Source organism: Planctobacterium marinum (assembly GCF_036322805.1).
In the GTDB taxonomy this organism is placed as follows: Bacteria; Pseudomonadota; Gammaproteobacteria; order Enterobacterales; family Alteromonadaceae; genus Planctobacterium; species Planctobacterium marinum_A.
Map to the genome: position 1 here is coordinate 1,610,444 of NZ_AP027272.1, position 13,872 is coordinate 1,624,315.

The 13,872-nt window shown below is 45.0% G+C and carries 9 protein-coding genes and 1 pseudogene; 9 read left to right on the top strand and 1 reads right to left on the bottom strand.

All coding sequences use genetic code 11. The features are described from left to right. Positions 1-4 precede the first annotated feature (4 nt). From AABA75_RS07200 to AABA75_RS07240, 9 genes and pseudogenes are all read left to right on the top strand, one after another. A pseudogene (locus AABA75_RS07200) lies at positions 5-702 on the top strand (DUF4159 domain-containing protein). 12 nt (positions 703-714) lie between these two features. Continuing rightward, entirely contained in the window at positions 715-1,716 is a 1,002-nt protein-coding gene (locus AABA75_RS07205) for an AAA family ATPase (protein ID WP_338291905.1), read from the top strand. A 16-nt stretch (positions 1,717-1,732) separates the two neighbouring features. Next, entirely contained in the window at positions 1,733-2,626 is an 894-nt protein-coding gene (locus AABA75_RS07210) for a DUF58 domain-containing protein (protein ID WP_338291906.1), read from the top strand. After that, positions 2,623-3,726, top strand: a complete 1,104-nt coding sequence (locus AABA75_RS07215; protein ID WP_338291908.1) for a BatA domain-containing protein — start codon at positions 2,623-2,625, stop codon at positions 3,724-3,726. The genes AABA75_RS07210 and AABA75_RS07215 overlap by 4 nt, the downstream gene beginning before the upstream one ends. Beyond that, positions 3,723-5,978, top strand: coding sequence for a hypothetical protein (locus tag AABA75_RS07220; RefSeq protein WP_338291909.1), 2,256 nt, complete (start codon positions 3,723-3,725; stop codon positions 5,976-5,978). Before AABA75_RS07215 ends, AABA75_RS07220 begins: the two co-directional genes overlap by 4 nt. A gap of 2 nt (positions 5,979-5,980) precedes the next feature. Beyond that, on the top strand, positions 5,981-7,780 hold the full coding sequence (locus tag AABA75_RS07225; RefSeq protein ID WP_338291910.1) for a DUF7408 domain-containing protein: 1,800 nt from the start codon (positions 5,981-5,983) through the stop codon (positions 7,778-7,780). After that, positions 7,765-8,058 (top strand): GIY-YIG nuclease family protein, encoded by a 294-nt coding sequence (locus AABA75_RS07230; protein WP_338291911.1) that lies wholly within the window; start codon positions 7,765-7,767, stop codon positions 8,056-8,058. The genes AABA75_RS07225 and AABA75_RS07230 overlap by 16 nt, the downstream gene beginning before the upstream one ends. A gap of 460 nt (positions 8,059-8,518) precedes the next feature. After that, the gene (locus AABA75_RS07235; RefSeq protein ID WP_338291912.1) at positions 8,519-12,019 is read left to right on the top strand and encodes a hypothetical protein; all 3,501 of its coding nucleotides are present in this window, start codon (positions 8,519-8,521) and stop codon (positions 12,017-12,019) included. Between the two features lie 174 nt (positions 12,020-12,193). Then, the gene (locus AABA75_RS07240; RefSeq protein ID WP_338291913.1) at positions 12,194-12,514 is read left to right on the top strand and encodes a hypothetical protein; all 321 of its coding nucleotides are present in this window, start codon (positions 12,194-12,196) and stop codon (positions 12,512-12,514) included. Positions 12,515-12,563: 49 nt separating this feature from the next. Here the strand turns inward: AABA75_RS07240 and AABA75_RS07245 are convergent. Further along, a protein-coding gene (locus tag AABA75_RS07245; protein ID WP_338291914.1) for an IS3 family transposase occupies positions 12,564-13,726 on the bottom strand; the annotation gives its coding sequence in 2 pieces (ribosomal slippage) (positions 12,564-13,471 and positions 13,471-13,726; 1,164 coding nt in all). Positions 13,727-13,872 lie beyond the last annotated feature (146 nt).

Here is a 13,872-nt window from a genome sequence, read left to right on the forward strand (position 1 = left end):
TATTATGCAATTTAAGCGACGACGCTTTTTGCAACAGTTAGCGGCCATACCGGCCGCTTCTGCTTTGAGCGGTATCAGTTTCGCTGACGACTACGATTTTTACTTTACCCGACTCAGTTACGAATCGGGCAATTGGGACGTAGACGAGCGCACGCCAGCCAACATATTAAACTCTTTGATTGAGTACACGCACTTGCGGGTGGATCTTACTGAACGGGTATTACCGCTTGCCGATCCGCGTATGCTCAACAGTCCGTTTTGTTATATGGCAGGCCATAAGCTGGTGCAGTTCAATCTGGAAGAGCGCAATAACTTTGAACAGTACGTTAAAAGCGGTGGCTTCGTATTTGTGGATGATTGTAATCACGATATTGATGGTTTGTTTGCCCGCAGTTTTGAGCAGCAAATGGCGGATATTTTTGGTGAGCAAGCACTGCAAAAAATCCCCAATGATCACGCCTTGTATTCCAGCTTTTTTGAGTTTGATGGCCCCCCCGAACCTCCTATGAACTCAACGGTTGGGGAGACGACCTGGTGCATGAATATCTGAAAGCCATCGTGGTCAACGGCAAAATAGCCGTGCTGTATAGCAACAAAGATTATGGCTGCGAATGGGATTATGACTTTCGCAATAAACGCTGGTTGCGGGTGGACAACACTCGCTTTGCCGTCAACGTGGTGATGTATGCACTGACCGCATAAGGAACAATTAACATGAACAATAATAATAATGCGCTCGAAAATAAAGCGCTGGAAAGCTTGCAATTAGTGGTAGAAGAGATTGGTAAACGAATCGTCGGCCAGAAGGAAGTCATTGAGCAGGTGTTGATTTGTTTGCTGGCGCGCGGTCATTGTCTGCTAGAAGGCGCACCTGGCCTTGCTAAAACATTACTGGCCTCCTCACTTGCGGAAACCCTGGAGCAGAGCTTTCACCGCTTGCAATTTACCCCGGATTTGATGCCCAGCGATATCGTGGGCACCGAACTATTAGAGGAAATTCACGCCACTGGTAAACGAGAGTTTAGCTTTATTAAAGGGCCGGTGTTTACCCATTTTTTATTGGCCGATGAAATCAACCGTACACCACCTAAGACTCAGGCGGCGCTATTGGAAGCTATGCAAGAGAAACAGGTGACTTATGCGGGTAAACGCTATCCATTACCAGACCCCTTTTTCGTATTGGCCACCCAAAATCCGGTAGAGCAATCGGGCACCTATCCGCTACCAGAAGCCCAACTTGATCGCTTCTTGATGTTAGTGAAGGTGGATTACCCCAGTGCTGAGGAGGAGTTGCAAGTGCTAGAGCGAACCACGGGTAACTACTCAGCACAACTCAATACCCTGTTAAATTCTGCACAGATTATCGAATTGCAGCAGCTTGTAAAAGAAGTGGTGATTGCCCCTGAGCTGTTGGAATTTGCCGTAACCTTGGTGCGTAATACCCGACCTGTTGAGAGCGACAATGACCTGATTAAAAAGTATGTTATCTGGGGAGCTGGCCCTCGAGCGGGACAGGCGCTGGTTTTGTGTGCTAAAGCGAAAGCACTGATTGCTGGGCGTTTTGCCGTTACTCTGGATGATCTACAGGCTGTGGCTGCGGGCGTATTACGCCACCGCATTTTATTGAATTTCCACGCTGAAGCCGATCAGCAAAACGCTGATGTGATCATTGCTCAGCTGTGGGCCGACTGTCTCAAAACTCAGTCTTTTTTATAATACGGATAGCTGAGTCTTGTTACCTGAAGCCCTGCTAGCGCTGCTGCAATACGATGATCTTGAGTTTATCTCTCGCACTATCGCCGAGGGCTACCTCAGTGGTCATCACCCCAGTGTACGCAAAGGCGTAGGCACTGATTTTAACCAGTATAAGGTTTATCAACAGGGGGATGAGGCTTCGAAAATAGACTGGAAGTTGTTTGCTCGCAGTGACAAATACTTCGTGCGAGAAGCAGAGCGCGAGAGTGAACGCGCCATTCACTTTATACTGGATTGCAGCGCCTCCATGAGCTTTGTTCCCGATGGTGAGGCGGCGTTAAGCAAACTGGCCTATGGCCAATACCTCACGGGGGTCCTGGCCTATCTTGCTCAAAAGCAAGGGGATCCCTTTTCCTTAACGCTGATGAGTGATAGTGGCCTGGAAAGAATTGCGACGGGTTCGGGTCGCTCTCATTGGTACCGCTTGCTCAACTGTTTACAACAAAAAGAGGGGCAAGGAAGCTTTCCTGATAGCCACTGGCAAAAACACTTGAACAGTCTGGTGAGCAAGGCCTGCATGGTGGTGTTTATCAGTGATGGCTATCAGAAAAACACCGAGATTGCTGATTGTCTGTCTCAGCTGAAACATCAGAAAAATGATGTGCTGTTCTTTAACCTGCATTCACAACAAGAGCAGGATTTCGACTTTAACGGCGTTGTGCAATTTGAAGATCTGGAAACCGGCGAACTCAAAAAAGTGAGTGTAAAAACAGCAAAGCCGATTTTTTTGCAAGCTCAACAAGCCTGGTTCAAAGACATTGCGTCACTTTGTGACCAACGCGCGATTAATTTGCAGCGCCTGTATGTAGATGAAGACTTTAGTCATGCCATTTCGCAATTCCTGCAACAACGACTGAGGCATGGACGATGAGCTTGTTGGCACCTTTGGGGTTATTGTTTTTGCTGGCGGTTGCGGTTCCTGTCATCATTCACCTGTTAAACCCCGACAAAGGTAAACGCCTGTTGTTGGGCAGTATCCAATTCCTGGAAAAAGTAAAGCCTACGCAACAACCCAGTTATCGCATTAAACACTGGTTGTTACTGTTGCTGCGTTGTCTTCTGATAGCGCTGCTGGCGTTATTGTTAGCCAGGTTGACGCTGCCGATGACTATCGGCAACAAATCTTATGCATTGGTGCCACAAGACTGGCCGGCTAATTTCTCTGAGTTGCAGCAAGCCGAATTTGAACAACTGCTATCTCAGGGGGCGGAAGTCATAGTTATTGAGGGCAACTTTGAGGTTGTAGCCGAAACCTTGGCGGGACTACCACAAAATGCCACAACCTCAGTGTTTCTGGCGAATGATGTCGCAAGTTTGCCAGGCCAGGTTCGGTTAAGTGACAGTCATACGACTTGGTATATTGCCCAACAACCTGCCCCAATTCGCTCACAAAGTCATTGGTTAATACTGTTTTCAATGGATACGCAGTTACTGGCGCAACAAATGGCGGAGAAGCTGAAAGTTTTACCTCACTTAACGCTAAACACCCGGGATATCAGCTCCCAAGTGCAAACCGATGAGCAATATGCTGCCATCATAAATTTGAGTGGCGAGCCACTTGGACAGCATCATTATGCCAGTTTGCAACATGCCGGGCAGGTATTCAGCCACTATCAGCCGGAGCTTTCAAAAGAGCCAGAGTCGGTCTTTCACTCTGATGGCAGGCCCGTTACCAACAGTGAGTGGTGGCAGGGCGCGCAGCATGTAATTTACAACACCGTTCTGTTAGCTGAATTCGAATCATGGGTGCAGGAACCATGGTTTGCGCTGTCTATGGTGCGTCTGATGCAGCAATACAGGGTTCATGGAGCCGTTGCTAATCAAATGGTGGCGGGGCAGCTCAACAGCTCACAACAGCTGGACAACAGAACCAGTGAATTGCATTGGCCGCTGTTAATGCTGTTTATGCTGTTATGGTTTTTGGAGCGAATGTTAGCTGCCAGAGTTGCACAAGAGGCTGTGGTCGAATGAGCAATTTAAAGCGATTTCAGGCACTTGCGCAGCGCCGAGCCAGGGCGGAGTGTTTTTTACTCTGGCTGTCCTTATGCGCTTTTTTTGTTGCGCTGAAATACTGGCCTGTGCTTTCAATATTAGCTTTTTCTTTTGGCTGGCTGGAAGTGGTATTGCTGAGTAGCATATCTTTACTTTGCATGGCGATGACAGGGGGATTTAAAACGATTCCAGCGGTTTCGCTGGCCAGACACCTAAATCATTATTTTCCACAACTGGAATACAGTGCCCAACTGGTTTTACAAGATCAAAGCCAAAGCCAACTGGAAGCTTTACAGTTGCAAAAGGTTCAACTGCAACTAAAGGGGATTTCAGACAAAGCATTCAAGGCCACCCTTTCCCCCTTTAACTTGAAGCCTTCTCTTCTGATGTTATCACTTTGTTTAAGTGTGTTGTTATCAGGTTGGTTGTGGTCACCGCAAACAAAGTCCTCTGCTATCGCTGTGCAGTCGGAAATATCTGAAGTAGCCTTAGTGCTCGAGAGTATTGACGTTGTCAGTCGTGCACCCGAGTACATGCAGTTGCCGATAGACAGTCTACAAAGTCTGAATATTGAAACCTGGCAAGGTGCTGAAATAGAGTGGCGACTGACATTTAATCGCCCGGAAGCGCTGTTAACCTTAAGATTATCTGGCGGCGAGTCTTTGGTGCCTCAGTGGCAAGGCAGCACAGCTATCTTTACTACTCAGGTGCAGCAAAGTCAGAGCTATCATTTGCGTTTGGCAGATGAGATTTTTCAGCAGGGTTTTTACAGTATTTTAGTCAAGGCAGACCAAAAGCCTGATGTGCGCTTTAGTACAGATACTGCCTCTACCATGAGCTTCGCCAGGCAACACACACCTGTATTGGATTTAACGGTGCAAATGCGCGATGACTTTGCATTAAGTGATGCCAAAGTGCGCATGTCACTCGCTCGAGGTACAGGCGAGGCGGTTAAATTCAGGGATATCGAACGAGCACTTAGCGAATTTACTGTCAACACGCGTGAGCAAACCCTCAATCTCGATTGGGATCTAACTCAATTGGGTATGGAGCCAGGAGATGAACTTTATCTTGCAGTTGTCGCATGGGACAACAAGCCAGTCACTGCGCAAGAGGGTAAGTCTTCCACCATTATTGTTAAATGGTTGGACGAGGAGGTGGAGCAGGTAACGGCGGCAGGGATTGTGATGGACCTGGAGCTGGAATACTTTAAAAGCCAGCGCCAAATCATAATTGAAACGAAACAGCTGATTCAGGATAAACAGCAGCTTGAGCTGGCCGAATTTAATGAAACCTCCAGACAGTTGGGGTTAGCTCAGTCGGATTTAAAACAGCGCTATGGCCAATACCTAGGTGATGAGTTTGAGGGCGCGGTAATGCATGCGCATAGCAATACACACCAGGAGCATGCTGAAGAGGAGCACTCAAGCCCTGAAGAAGAGGGAGAGCACCATGCCGATGAGCATGAACATCACGAAGATGAACACCATGCGCCAGAGCCCTTTATCCCGGGCAGTGCCCACGACCATCACGGCGGGGACAGCAGCCATGCTGAAACAGATCTTAGTGGCAGGATGGCACTAATAAACCAGTTTGGACACAATCATGGTGAGGCGGATATTGGGCCTGTCTTAAAGTTTAATCCGAAGGCCTATATGAAACGTTCCGTGGAGCAGATGTGGAGCGCCGAGCTACATCTGATGTTAGGAGAGCCGGAACGCGCCTTGCCCTTTGAAGAAGAAGCCCTCAAATATTTAAAATTGGCTCGACAGGCTGACCGTATTTACGTGAAACGCCTGGGCTTTGAACCACCTCCAGTATCAGAAGAAAAACGCTTAACCGGGGAGTTGGATGAAGTTATAAGTGCTGAGAAAAGTCTGGATTTTGTGTTGGACGATACCAGCCAACAGCTTTTGCAAGATAGCTATTATTTAATCGCCTCAGGTAGAGGGAGAATTGGGGCTCGGGATATAACAAAACTCAATGAACTGCGAGTTTGGATCTCAAATCAGATAACGCAGAGACCCGCTTTAATCCGCACTCAGGTGCAACTGGAAACCTTATTGGCTAATCAAATTTGGCAGCCAGAGGTGTGTACTGATTGCCGTGAGAAAGTGCAACAAAAAGTCTGGCAGTTACTGTCTGCTCCCACACCTGCAGCCTTTTCTCCCGGTAAGCACTTTCTGTTGAATGAACTGCGGAATCAAACAGGGCAAGAGGGGAGGCTTTGATCATGTCCAATAAGATATTGGATTTTATAAACCTGCCAGAGCCTTCCTTGTGGCAATGGCTATTGCTGCTATTTGCGATGACCATTGGTGCATTGAGTTTAAGGCAGATATACCAAAACCGGCACAAGTATAAAACCCGACATAATAGACTTGCAGTTTCGGCAGCCTGCATCGTACTGCTGGCGCTTATGGGCTTGATAATGAAACCCGAATATCGCGCCGGTAAAGAGTCAGTGGTAACAGTGCATTTACCCGATGCAGATAGCTCTCTCACGACGGCTACTGGCCCACAATTAACACTGGGTTATCACCCTGATTTTCCTCAGCTGGAAACTGTGATGACCTTACCGGCGCTGCACCGTCTTTATCCACAAATTGCGCGCTTGGACATCAATGGCACGCATTTACCTGAAGCGGGATTTGCCGGTCTCTCCGTCGATACTATAAAGGCCATGCAAGCAAAACCAGAAGTTGGCATCAGTCAGCTTCGTTGGGACAGACAGGTGACACATGGACAGACGGTGAATATATCCGGTGTGTATCATTTTACTGGAGCGCCTCTTGCTGAATTACGCTTGCGAGATATCGCCGATGAAACGCTTGCTACTGAAGTGCTAAAACCTGGTGAGGCCTTTGAATTTAGCTTGATAGCCAAAGCCACCGGCCAGGTGCAGTACCAAATTATCGATGCTCAGGAGCGGACAGTTGCTGATTTACACCTTTATGTGGAAAAAGGTATTAAGCAACAGGCCCTGTTGTGGGCTTCTTCTCCAAATGCGGAATTTAATGGTTTAAAAAAGTGGTTGTTAGCGCAGCAACAGGACGTGATATCGGAATACGATATCAGTGAGGGTAAAACACTTGTACAAAAGTCAGTAACGTCTTTAGTGCGAGATAACTCAGACGTAATTGTTATGGATGGCCGGAAACTCGCCCGATTGGGCCAGAATGAACTGTCTCGATTACAAGAGGGAATCGAAGCTGGCACCGGGTTGATTCTGATCGCAGATGATAGCTTGCAAGAGGTGACTTGGTTAAGAGAGTTGGGTATAACCCTGACTCCTTATGATGTCCCAAGGAAAAACATGCAGACATTTGCACTGGATGATTACCAATTTGATGCTGGCGTTAACATACGGTCTTTGCGATTTACCGAAACTTCTGGCGGTAAAACATTGCTTCGCGATGCTGATGGCCGCGCTATGGCTATACAACAAAACCTTGGCAAGGGCAGTGTGGTCATTACCTTGATACCAGACAGCTTTGTCTTGAATCGACAACAACAAGTGACAGACTACGGGGTGTATTGGCAAACACTGTTATCTGCGGCAAAACCGCTAACATCTCGTTCCCGGTTCATACCTCAAGAACCTGACAATGTTGTCTATATCGGAAGCAGAATCAAAGTGTGTAGTTTAAGTGCCGCTTCAAAGGTGCAAACCGCTATTTTGCATGCCGGTGAGCAAGGGACATTAGAACAATTTAAAATTCCGATGACCTCTACGCCACACCGAGAGGCATTAAAATGTGGTTATTTCTGGCCTACTCATGGCGGTTGGCACCAGCTCAGACTGATGGACAATGACAATAACAGCCTCGCTGAAACAGCAATCTATGTTTACCAGCCGCATGCTTTTAAAGACGTCAGAGTACATGCCTTGCACGCTGCTATTGATCATTACAACGGGCAAAAAAGCTCGATTGAGCAAAGCCAAAGCGCGAGTTATAAACCGGTGCCAGCCTGGTGGTTTGCGCTGTTATGGTTGTCAGGAGCGGGCTTTTTGTGGTGGCGAAAACGCTGATGTGGTTTGTCTATCTGTTGCGAGTACAGCAATCTCAGGCGCTTTATTGCGGGATCAGCAATGATCTGGAAGCCAGAATAGCCAGTCATCGAAAGGGTACAGGTGCCAAGTACTTGCGCAATAAACCCTTTGAGCTTGTCTGGTTCATGGCGCTGGAAGGGCGCTCACTGGCATCAAAATATGAATATCAGATTAAGCGTTTGCCCAAAAAAGAAAAAGAGCGCTTAGTGCAAAATGCCCCACACCCAGTGCATTTTGATTTTTCTGATCAGCAATAAAAAAGCACCTGATGGAGTATATAGTAAAAACCATGTCTATACGTGTGTGAGTGAGTGTGAGGTCTTTATATATAATACCTGTGGCTTTTGTTTAGAACGCACATACTGTGTATAATGATGTGTACGTTTTTTTTTGCGCCGAGTCCTTCGGCGGTATCCATTCATCCATGAATTTTTGCTCCGAACGAACTGCGGCAATCGCAGTGCGACTTGTTCCAACAAGTCGTGTAACAACAGAGTAATACATTTTTGTTTTGCAAAAGGGTGGGCTGGAAGTGATTTAATGGTAGCAGTCGTCGCATCCATGCGACTAGGCGTGACGACTCAAGACTTAAAGCGGACATGAGATTCAAAAAGGTGTCTCCAGAAAAACTAAAGCGTAATCATCTGTTGCTTGTACGCTCCAATTATTCAACTAGTATTTTCTATTGGTATTATTAACAATCTGAGAATCAAAGTGATGGCTAGTAAAGTTATTAACACTGTTATTTCTGGGCTAATGTTTTCCGTATTCGCATTGTCATCACAACCTGTCGCCAGCGATACATACGTGGAGTATCTCGATAGAACAATCACTCCGCTGCCAATAGGGCAGTTTGCTCTTTTTACCTATGATACGACTGCAAGAACAAGAAGTCTGACATTCCTCTCTGATATTACTATCGACGAGAATTTTATAGAGAGCTTTGAGCTTGCTCCCAGTGGTGTGAGTTACTCAATGGATAACGCCAATCATGATTTAACTAAACTCGAAATAAACAGTCTCGGTAAAATAACTGTTTCGGCGAACCTCATTGTTCCTAGTGCCAATGTATCTCTAAATGCGGCATCAATTGTATTTAATAGTGGCGGCAAAATTACTACTACAGGGAGAGCCTTTGCAAACCACGAGTCCGACGCGGCAGGACTAGATGCTCCAATATCTGGAAGTGTTAGCCTGATATCAAATCATGTGACTTTTGCAGAGTCCGAAATCGCCATCGATACATCTGGACAAGAAGGGCAATCAGGGAAATCAGGTGTTGCTGGCCACATGGTTGAATATAACGGCAGAATTAGTGGTCATTTTAATAGTAAATTTGGTGATTTAATTGATTCCCAAAATAAGTTAACCGAATCTGGTAAAGATGCTCTATTACAAGATCTTAGGAATACAAATATAGAAATAAACGACCTGGTCTCTGAGGGGAACGAAAACTATTTCTTTAGGCCATCTAGAGAACATTTCTCGGATATTCAAAATGTTCTAATGTATGTAGTTTGCATCATAAGGCCGAATCAGGAAGCTAGTGCTTCATATCGTAGTGAGAGGAGATACCCTCAGCCCGATCACATCCCTAGGCGCCAAGACGGGGAAATGGATGCAATCGACCTGAATGATAGAAATGGTCGAAATAGTGAAAAGTATTTTCATAATGAGAATTGTAAGTACTTCGAAGACGATAAGCCGTTTCCGTACAGCGTGAATAGTGGTCACCGCGATTATCGTCAAGCACAGCCATTTCTGATTGCTTTTCAAAATAGTAGAGGTACGCCCTTTCAACCTCATGGTCAAAGTGCCAATGGCGGTGATATTTTTCTACCAGCTAACGTTTTTGCCAACCAGTCACTGTTAAGCAAAATAAATAAAAATAAAGGCCCACTCAGGAGCCAACGAGACGACTTAATCGGTGCTGCGATCAGTTTTTGTATGACGACAGGGATTTATCGCACCAATGATGGACCTAGTTTAACCTTTAAAGACACCTTTTGCCTCAAGCCATCGGCTAATATCGAGGACAACGACCCAGTGAATGAACAGAAAGATGGCGCACTCAAAATTGCTTCTGTAGAATTTTCGACAGCGATTTTGCTACAACTTAATCGCTATCTAAACCATTTACACTTGAATGGGCAAATAGAGCAGTTAAACGATGCCATAAGTTCATTTGAAACCTATTCTAATGATCGCACATTGCCAGACTGTTCAAATTCTCAAAATGATGTAGACCTTTGTAAAGCTTCAAGGGCTCTATTCGACAACTTAAAACAAATTAAAATACAGATAGCTGCAGGCTTAAATCCGTTTAATCAACCTTGGAATAGTTTGTCCAGATTTAGATTGGCAGATCTAAATAACCAGGTTTCAAGTTTGAACCAAGCATACATGCAGAACAATAATCTAAGAGTAACACTGGGAAGATTACAAAAATCTTTGACTCAGCAGGTCGGTAGGGTTGAAGCAGAAGAGAATGATAATACGAGCCTTTCAATAGATTTAAATTCAAACTTAACAGAACTTAGAAAAAAAGCAGAGGAACTGGAAAAAAGTTTGACTAAATTAGAAGCGATGCAATCTCAGCTAAAATCTTATATTGATGAAAGGACCACAGAAATTGCTACCGAGGCCTCTCAGAGATTGGAAGAGGAGCAGCGTAAGCAACGGTATCGATTAAAAAGAGCTCAGGTCCTCAAGCATTCAGCAACTCTTGTAATTGGAGCTACCGTAAGTCCCGCGTTGGCAGGAACGGTAATTACGGCAGTAAATGGCTTAATCGATAGAAGAAGTACGCGTGAAATTCGGTCAGGCATTGTCGAAGGTCTGTCGAATTTTGCAATAGACAAAGGGTTAAAGACAATATCTAGTTATGAAGAAGAGTTGAAAGCACTAAATGATGCTCAGGAAATGCTGAACGACGAGCAAGCTGAGCTTAATGATGCTATTAACTCTTCAACACAGGGAGGAATGGTAGAATATGATATAAGTGTTCGGGCCAATGGTGATGTTGAAGCACTACAGAAGGCGAGGCAGCAAGAAAGTGAACGCCGAGAAAGAGCCCGCTTAAGGAGGGGGCATCAAGCAGATATGGAACAGTCTGTTAAATATTCTTTTGCTGATGAGAGCAGATTTTTGAAGGAGCGCAAAAAAGAAATAGAAGATAAGATAAAAAAAACAAACAAGGCAAAAAGTCTGCTTCAAGAAAACACTCCGAAAATGAAAGGTGCTTTACAGGGTCTAGTAGAGAGTAATAACACAGCTATCGAACCTGAACAGGACGCCCTAGATGTCGATCTTGGACGGCATTTCAATGATATAGCCCAGCAAGATGAAGAGTATCAACGACGAAGACAAGAATATAGTGACTTAGTTGAAACAGTGAACCGAATCAGCAATGAACTTTCAGATATTTGGAACAGTGTTGAGGAGCATATTAATCGACTTAAACAGACTCAAATCCAAATCTATAAAAGTCGAATTGCCCAAATTCTATGGAGAGAAAAACTGAGCCATGCACAAAAAGTAGCAATTCTTCAAGATAGCGTAATTGATAATGAAGGCTTAGAACGTAGAGCGAAGATTGCAGCAGAGAATCTGAGAAAGGCTCAAATATATCTGCGAGGTGACACAGATATACAATATACCGATTTAATCTCTCAAGTCTCTAATTTGTGTCAAACGGATCAATTGAATCAGCCAGAAAACTGTATGACTGAGAATGTGTTAGACATCATTGAAAAATTAAACAAAAGTTTTACTGCAATCAATATGGCGAACGGAGATCATGAATATACTTATAGCTTGGCCAATCTGCGCACAGAGAATTCGAGAATTATATTCGAGATAACCCCTAAAAGAAACGTGAGCTGTAATTATTTAGAGGTTGTCTCAGTTCAATTAAGAGAAAATTTTCCTTTCGGCTCTAATGCTGAGCTCCGAATATCTAGATCTAGGGCATTTTCTGAAGGTGATATTTGGATTGATTTAGAGGAAAGTAAGTCAAAAATCATTCAATATCGTGGCTCAGAAGTGACATTTCCAAGCTTTAACGAAAGGGGGTATCTGCCTGTAAATGCGCGATCTAAAGTGGTACTTGAGTTTAAACGAGAAAATGCAGACCAAGAACAATGGAATCATTTTGTAGAGAACTTTACGGAAAGTACTGTCAGATTAATTACAGGAAGGTGCACCAATCTTAATTAAGATGGTTAAACCCAAGAATCACGCTTAATTGCGCTCTGACTACTAAAATCAGTATTTAGCTTTATGACACCGTATCTTTGGGTTAGCCTACTCTGCAAATAAATTTTTCAGTGTCCGTTAAGGTTTCACTGTAACCATAACTTTGATGTGGGTCATATTACAAATGAGAATATTATGAATTTTTCTAAAACTATAGGGCTTACTTTGTTGGGGTGTATGTCATGCAGCGCCTCATTTGCTTTAGGAGCAAAAAAAGTAACTGATGAAGCAGGCGCTTTCTTCTACATTATCGAATGTGAAGGAAATGCATATGAAATTCTGTGGACGGATCCGGTTTCTATTAACGAATCTGCAGGCAATGATTATGCGAAGGAAGTTAAATTCAACATTGAACGCTTTGGAAAACAGAGTGTAAAGGATGTTAGTTCCAAACGTGACCAACTCGTTGAACTCGCTAAAAAACACGGTTACAATCTTTGTGGCTATAAAAAATAGCGGTTGAAGTCTACTCAAGCTTTCCTAATTTAAATGGAGCGTGTAGTGGTCAATAAAATCCGGACACCTTTTTAGCTAATTCTTCCGCTTTTGCCGGTGGTAGCCCATCGTTAAATTGATGCGGTCTTTCCCAGTTGTAATAATTCATCAGGTAATATCCCACATCTCGTTTTGCTTCATTTGGCGAATGGTAGCCGGTTGATGGCATCCATTCGGATTTCAGACTTCTGAACACGCGCTCCATAGGGCTATTGTCCCAGCAGTTCCCTCGACGACTCATGCTCTGGCTCATCTTGTATCGCCACAGCCTTTGCCTGAATTTCCTTGCGCCGTACTGAGAGCCTTGGTCGCTGTGGAACATCACGCCGTGTGGCTTGCCTCTCAGTTCGTAAGCCATATCTAAAGCTCTCGCGGCAAGTTCCGCATCCGGTCGATGTGACATGCTCCAGCCGATTACTCTGCGTGTATGAAGGTCAATCACGACAGCAGCATAATGCCAGGCTGAGCCAGTCCAGATGTAGGTGATATCACCGCACCAGACCTGATTGGGCCGTGCCACATTGAATTGCCTGTCCAGTAAGTTTGGAATGTCCGGGCGTTCAACCTGCACATTTTTATAGGCATGCTTACCCGGCTGTTTGCTCATCAGCCCTTGCTCTTTCATCAGCCGACCGACTTTGAATCTGCCGATAACGATGCCTTCATCACGAAGCATATCAACAATCGTTCGTGTGCCAGCCGATTGGCGGCTCTTATCGAACAGTCGTTTTACTCTGGCACGCAAAATACGCCGCTTAGTACTATTCAGGCGCTGGCGATTTCGCCGTTCGTAATAACTACTGACGCCAACCCCAATCGCTGAACAGACCAATTCTGTTGATTCATGCACCCTCAACCGGTCTATCAGCGCGTGGATTTCAGGTCGTCGGACATTAAGAGTGCGGTAGCCTTTTTTAATATGGCTTTTTCTCGCTCCAGCCTATTCACGCGTGCTTCAAGTTCCTGACTACGTTGCTGATCTGGCGTCAGGGCTTTTGACTTCGGCGTATTACCACTGCGCTCAGATTCAAGCTGCTGAACCCATTTACGCAGGGTGTTTTCATGAACATCCACTGCGCGTCCCGCCTCAGCCAAGCTGTAACCCTGATCGAGAACCAGGCTGGCTGCATCATGTTTAAATTTCGGACTGAATGACCGTCGTTGTCTTCTCATTGAACACCTCTTTATAAGTGTAATGCTACCACTTAAAAGAGTGTTCGGGTTTAGTCTGCCACTACATAGACATGCCATTTTTAGTCCATCAAGAGAAAGAATAAGCAAAGTTTTGATGTATCCATTAAGTGTGGCTAACTTTATAG

What these genes read in the sequence shown, in the direction of transcription:
- AABA75_RS07205 (WP_338291905.1), top strand. Translation starts at nt 715, where the DNA reads ATGAACAATAATAATAATGCGCTCGAAAATAAAGCGCTGGAAAGCTTG.
- AABA75_RS07215 (WP_338291908.1), top strand. Translation starts at nt 2,623, where the DNA reads ATGAGCTTGTTGGCACCTTTGGGGTTATTGTTTTTGCTGGCGGTTGCG.
- AABA75_RS07220 (WP_338291909.1), top strand. Translation starts at nt 3,723, where the DNA reads ATGAGCAATTTAAAGCGATTTCAGGCACTTGCGCAGCGCCGAGCCAGG.
- AABA75_RS07225 (WP_338291910.1), top strand. Translation starts at nt 5,981, where the DNA reads ATGTCCAATAAGATATTGGATTTTATAAACCTGCCAGAGCCTTCCTTG.
- AABA75_RS07235 (WP_338291912.1), top strand. Translation starts at nt 8,519, where the DNA reads ATGGCTAGTAAAGTTATTAACACTGTTATTTCTGGGCTAATGTTTTCC.
- AABA75_RS07240 (WP_338291913.1), top strand. Translation starts at nt 12,194, where the DNA reads ATGAATTTTTCTAAAACTATAGGGCTTACTTTGTTGGGGTGTATGTCA.